The sequence below is a fragment of the Methylobacterium sp. CCH5-D2 genome (assembly GCF_001556475.1).
GTDB lineage: Bacteria > Pseudomonadota > Alphaproteobacteria > Rhizobiales > Beijerinckiaceae > Methylobacterium > Methylobacterium hispanicum.
Genome location: NZ_LSIX01000933.1, coordinates 1 through 5,562, shown reverse-complemented (window position 1 = coordinate 5,562; position 5,562 = coordinate 1). Strand labels below are relative to the sequence as shown.

General features: G+C 69.6%; 5 protein-coding genes. 2 read left to right on the top strand and 3 right to left on the bottom strand.

Features of this window, described 5'->3' with window-relative positions; translation table 11 throughout:
* Positions 1 to 151: 151 nt before the first annotated feature.
* The gene (locus tag AX737_RS25160) at positions 152 to 622 is read right to left on the bottom strand and encodes an SRPBCC family protein (RefSeq protein ID WP_066926167.1); all 471 of its coding nucleotides are present in this window, start codon (positions 620 to 622) and stop codon (positions 152 to 154) included.
* 217 nt (positions 623 to 839) lie between these two features.
* Entirely contained in the window at positions 840 to 2,183 is a 1,344-nt protein-coding gene (locus tag AX737_RS25155; protein WP_066926164.1) for an aspartate aminotransferase family protein, read from the bottom strand.
* Positions 2,184 to 2,338: 155 nt separating this feature from the next.
* Here AX737_RS25155 and AX737_RS25150 point away from each other — a divergent pair, with 155 nt between their 5' ends.
* Both AX737_RS25150 and oxlT read left to right on the top strand, forming a co-directional pair.
* Entirely contained in the window at positions 2,339 to 2,887 is a 549-nt protein-coding gene (locus AX737_RS25150; RefSeq protein ID WP_066926161.1) for a cupin domain-containing protein, read from the top strand.
* Positions 2,888 to 3,149: 262 nt separating this feature from the next.
* Entirely contained in the window at positions 3,150 to 4,436 is a 1,287-nt protein-coding gene (gene oxlT, locus AX737_RS25145) for an oxalate/formate MFS antiporter (RefSeq protein WP_066926159.1), read from the top strand.
* Between the two features lie 107 nt (positions 4,437 to 4,543).
* Here oxlT and purU read toward each other — a convergent pair whose 3' ends face one another.
* The gene (gene purU / locus AX737_RS25140) at positions 4,544 to 5,428 is read right to left on the bottom strand and encodes a formyltetrahydrofolate deformylase (protein ID WP_066926156.1); all 885 of its coding nucleotides are present in this window, start codon (positions 5,426 to 5,428) and stop codon (positions 4,544 to 4,546) included.
* Between the last annotated feature and the right edge of the window lie 134 nt (positions 5,429 to 5,562).

Below are 5,562 nucleotides of genomic sequence, written 5' to 3'. Positions count from 1 at the left end.
GGCGAGGAGGACGAGCGTCAGGCGGAAGGCTTGCGTCGGCACGGCACGGATCCCTGAACGGCGCAGCTCGGCGCCGGCCGGGGTTGTGGGACGGCCGGTCCGGCGGGTCAACGGGTGGCGGGCCTCGCCGCCGCCCGCCTGTTGCGCCGGCCTATTTGGCCTTGTCGGCGATGCCCTTCAGGCCCGCGTCGTAGATCCCCGAGATCACGTCCTGCGCGACCGGGTCCGGCACGCCCTTGGCGCTGAAGCTGCCCTGCCACGTCACCTTCGAGCCGGAGCCCTCGGGCGCGACGGCCAGCGTCGAGCGGTAGTCCGAGACCGGCAGCGGGCCCTCCAGGATGGTGTAGGTGTAGCTCATCACCTTGTCGTCGCGGGAGACCTGCTGCTCGACGAGCGTGCCGCCGCCCTTGAGGCTGAGCGTGCGGATCTTCTGCCCGTCCTTCTCGGAGGCGACGCACTTCTCGATCGCCGGATGCCAGTCGGCGATGCCGCAGAAATCGCCGATCGTCTGCCAGACCTTGTCGGGATGGGCCGGCAGGTCGGCCGATTTCTGCACCTCGATCGCGTGGCCGGGCAGCGTGCCGGCGAGCAGGACGAGGGCGGGCAGGGCGAGGCGCAGCATCGGGCAGGTCTCCATCCGTTCGGGGTTTGCGCGGGCGGGCCCGCGCCGGCTCTTCGGCCGGGACGGAGCTAGGACCGAGGCGCAGCCTGACAATGGCCGGCGCGGCGGACTCGCCCGATCGTGCGGGCCGCCGTCACGTTTCGCGATGGTTTCGGGCTCGGCGCCCCGAGACCCCGCCCGGGGGACCTCGAGCCCTCGGGAGTCCCGTCGATCCCGCTCAGGCCACCCGATCGATCGCCGCCCCGACGATCTCCGCCATCTCGCGGATCTCGTCGCGCTCCACGATCAGCGGGGGCGAGAGCGCGATGATGTCGCCGGTCACCCGGATCAGCAGGCCGCGCCGGAAGCAGTCCGTGAAGACCTCGTAGGCGCGCTTGCCCGGCGCGTCCGGCCGCGGGGTCAGCTCGATGCCCGCGACGAGGCCGATGGTGCGGATGTCGCTGACATGGGCGCGCGCCCGCAGGTCGTGCATCGCCGAAGCCCAGTCCCCGGCGAGTTCCGCGGCGCGGGTGAGCAGCCCTTCCCGGGCGTAGATATCGAGGGTGGCGATCCCCGCCGCGCAGGCCACCGGATGCCCCGAATAGGTGTAGCCGTGGAACAGCTCGATCCCGTCCGGCCCCTGCATCAGCGCGTCGTGGACCGCGCGCCGGGCGAAGACCGCGCCCATCGGCACCGTGCCGTTGGTGATGCCCTTGGCCGTCGTGACGAGGTCCGGCACCACGCCGAAGAAGTCGGTCGCGAAGGGCGTGCCGAGCCGGCCGAACCCGGTGATCACCTCGTCGAAGATCAGCAGGATGCCGTGGCGCGTGCAGATCTCGCGCAGGCGCTCCAGATAGCCCCGCGGCGGGATCAGCACGCCGGTCGAGCCCGCCACCGGCTCGACGATGCAGGCCGCGATCGTCTCCGCTCCGTGGAGCTGGACCAGCCGCTCGAGGTCGTCGGCGAGGTCCGCGCCGTGCTCGGGCTGGCCCTTGGCGAAGGCGTTGCGGGCCGGGTCGTGCGTGTGGCGCAGGTGATCGGCGCCCGGCAGTTGCGGGAAGGCCCGCCGGTTCGTCACGATGCCGCCGACCGAGATGCCGCCGAAGCCGACGCCGTGATAGCCGCGCTCGCGCCCGATCAGCCGCGTGCGCGTGCCCTGCCCGATCGCCCGCTGGTAGGCGAGCGCGATCTTGAGCGCGGTATCGACGGATTCGGAGCCGGAATTCGTGAGGAACACCCGGTCGAGTCCCGCCTCCGGACCGCCCGGCGCGATCGCGGCCAGCCGCTCGGCGAAGTCGAAGGCGATCGGATGCCCCATCTGGAAGGTCGGGGCGAAGTCGAGGCGCTCCAGCTGATGCGCGACGGCCTCGGCGATGCCGCGCCGCCCGTGCCCGGCGTTGACGCACCACAGCCCTGCCGTGCCGTCGAGGATCCGTCGGCCGTCATCGGCCGTGTAGTGCATGCCCTCGGCCGAGACGAGCATCCGCGGCGACGCCTTGAACTGGCGGTTGGCCGTGAAGGGCATCCAGAACGCGTCGAGCGAGGGGGTGTTGGGACGGGTCTCGGAGAGATTCTCTGACATGGGGCACTCGCGGCGACGCGGCTTCGACGCGCGACAGGACGCCTTTCGCCAGCCCGCAACAAGTCCTTTTCTCGGCCGCCGCAAGCCGTTGACGGGACGGCATCCGGGTGCGCACCGTTGCGCGATCCGCAACAGCCGCAAAGGGTCCGGCCGGAATGAGCGTCGATGTAGGGGAGCGGCTGCGCTTCGTCCGGCTGCGGCACGGCCTGTCGCAGCGGGCGCTCGCCAAGCGCGCCGGGGTGACGAACTCGACGATCTCCCTCATCGAGTCGAACCGGGTGAACCCGTCCGTCGGGGCCCTGAAGCGCATCCTCGACGGCGTGCCAATCGGTCTCGCGGACTTCTTCGCCGTGGAGCCCGAACGCGAGCGCAAGGCCTTCTACGCCACGGAGGAACTCACCGAGATCGGCAAGGGCAAGATCTCGTACCGGCAGGTCGGCGAGACGCTGTTCGGGCGCCAGCTCCAGATTCTGAAGGAGCGTTACGAGGTCGGCGCCGACACGGGCCGCATCCCGCTCTCGCACGAGGGCGAGGAGGGCGGGATCGTGCTCTCGGGCCGGCTCGAGGTGACGGTCGGCGACGAGCGCCGGATCCTCGGACCCGGCGACGCCTACGCTTTCGACAGCCGGCGCCCGCACCGGTTCCGGTGCATCGGCCCCGTGCCGTGCGAGGTCGTCAGCGCGTGCACGCCGCCGAGCTTCTGAGAGAGGTCCCGCGCCGCCATGCGGAAGCCGCGCCTCGGCCCTGCACGGGGACGGGCGGCGAAACCGCTTCGAATTCAGCCTGTTGACAGCAGGTCGACCGGGCCGGGCCCCGGTCTCCGGGGCGGCTGCCCGAACGCCCCGGGGTGACAACCGTTACGTGCACTCCAGCAGTTTAATCCCTGGCATATTGCATAATCGGAAATTTTTTGCATGATCCGAGCGTCGGCCCCGGAATGCCGACGCCCCACGATAAGGATCAGGGATGGAACGCCAGGACACCTCGTCCGCCAAATGGTGGCAGCTCGCCTTCGGCATCCTCTGCATGGCGATGATCGCCAACCTGCAGTACGGCTGGACGCTCTTCGTCGATCCGATCGACGCCAAGTACCACTGGGGTCGCGCCGCGATCCAGTTCGCCTTCACGCTCTTCGTCGCCACCGAGACCTGGCTCGTGCCCGTGGAAGCCTGGTTCGTGGACCGCTACGGCCCGCGGATCGTGGTCTGCTTCGGCGGCGTGATGATCGCGCTCGCCTGGGTGCTCAACGCCCACGCCACCTCGCTGCCCATGCTCTACGCGGGCTCGGTGATCGGCGGCATCGGCGCGGGCTCGGTCTACGGCACCTGCGTGGGCAACGCCCTCAAGTGGTTCCCGGATCGCCGCGGCCTCGCCGCCGGCGCCACCGCCGCGGGCTTCGGCGCGGGCGCGGCCCTCACGGTCGTGCCGATCGCCAAGATGATCGCCACCAGCGGCTACGAGAACGCCTTCCTGTATTTCGGCCTCGGTCAGGGCGCCGTCGTGGTGGTGATGTCGTTCCTGCTGCGCAAGCCCAGCGTCAGCGCCCCGGTCCAGCGCAAGAGCCTGCGCCTGCCCCAGACGCAGGTCGACCGTACGCCCCGCGAGGCGGTCCGCACCCCGGTCTTCTGGGTGATGTACGCGATGTTCGTGATGGTGGCCTCCGGCGGCCTGATGGCGGCGGCCCAGATCGCCCCGATCGCCCACGACTTCAAGGTCGCCGACGTCCCGGTCTCGATCCTCGGCCTGCAGATGGCGGCCCTCACCCTCGCGATCTCCCTCGACCGCATCTTCGACGGGTTCGGCCGGCCGTTCTTCGGCTACGTCTCCGACCGGATCGGGCGCGAGAACACGATGTTCATCGCCTTCAGCACGGCCGCCTTCGCGGTGATCCTGCTGCTCGCCTACGGCCGCAACCCGCTGGTCTTCGTCTTCGCCACGGCGATCTATTTCGGCGTGTTCGGCGAGATCTACTCGCTGTTCCCGGCGACCTGCGGCGACACTTTCGGATCGAAATACGCCGCCAGCAACGCCGGCCTGCTCTACACCGCCAAGGGCTCGGCCGCGATGCTCGTACCCTTCGGCAGCATGGTCGCGGCAGCCTATGGCTGGACGGCGGTATTCGGGCTGATCATCGGCCTCAACGTCACCGCGGCGGCGCTCGCCATGTTCGTCCTGCGCCCGATGCGCCTGCGCTATCTCGCGGGTAGCCAGACGGCGAACGCGCCGGCAGGCCGGCCCGTCGAGGCGGTCTGACCCGCACCGCGGACGGGCACAAGAGCGCCCCGCGCGATCCTCGGATCGCGCGGGGCGCTCTTGTTTCGACACCCTCTTCGATGGCGGCGATCCCGGAGCGCGGCCGGTCAGCCCATCCGCTCGGACGCGAAGCTTCCCGGGCTCGGCGGGAAGATCACCGTGCGGTTGCCGTTCAGGAAGACGCGGTGATGGATATGCGCGTGGATCGCCCGCGCGAGCACCTGCGCCTCCACGTCGCGACCGAGCGACACGTAGTCCTCCGCGCTCTGCGCGTGGGTGATGCGCACCGTGTCCTGCTCGATGATCGGCCCCTCGTCGAGGTCGGCCGTCACGTAGTGCGCGGTGGCGCCGATCAGCTTCACGCCGCGGCCATAGGCCTGCTTGTAGGGGTTGGCGCCCTTGAAGCTCGGCAGGAACGAGTGGTGGATGTTGATGATCCGCCCCGACATCGCCGCGCACATCTCGTCCGACAGCACCTGCATGTAGCGGGCGAGCACGATCAGCTCGGCGCCGCCGCCCCGGACGATCTCCATGATCCGCGCTTCCGCCTCCGGCTTGTTCGCCTTGGTGACGGCGACGTGATGGAACGGGATGTCGTGGTTCACCACGAGCTTCTGGTAGTCGAAATGGTTCGAGACCACGCCGACGATGTCGATCGGCAGGGCACCGATCTTCCAGCGGTAGAGCAGGTCGTTGAGGCAGTGGCCGAAGCGCGAGACCATCAGCAGCACCTTCATGCGCCGGGCCTCGTCGTGGATCGCCGTCTCCATGCCGAAGCGTTCCGCGACCGGCGCGAGGCCGGCAGCGAGCGCCTCACCCCCCCTCCCCTCTTCCGAGAGGAAGCCGACGCGCATGAAGAAGCGCCCGCTGCCGAGATCGTCGAACTGCGAGGAATCGACGATGTTGCACCCCTGCTCGGCCAGGAATCCCGAGATCGCCGCGACGATGCCGCGAGTTGATCGGCAGGCCACGGTCAGGACAAACTTCGTCATCGGCGGTCTCTCGGGTCGTTGAACGCGAAAACGCCCGCGCTGCGGGAGCAGGCGGGCGTTTCCGTTCGGGTCTTGTCCGTTTGGTTGCGGGGGTTGGATTTGAACCAACGACCTTCAGGTTATGAGCCTGACGA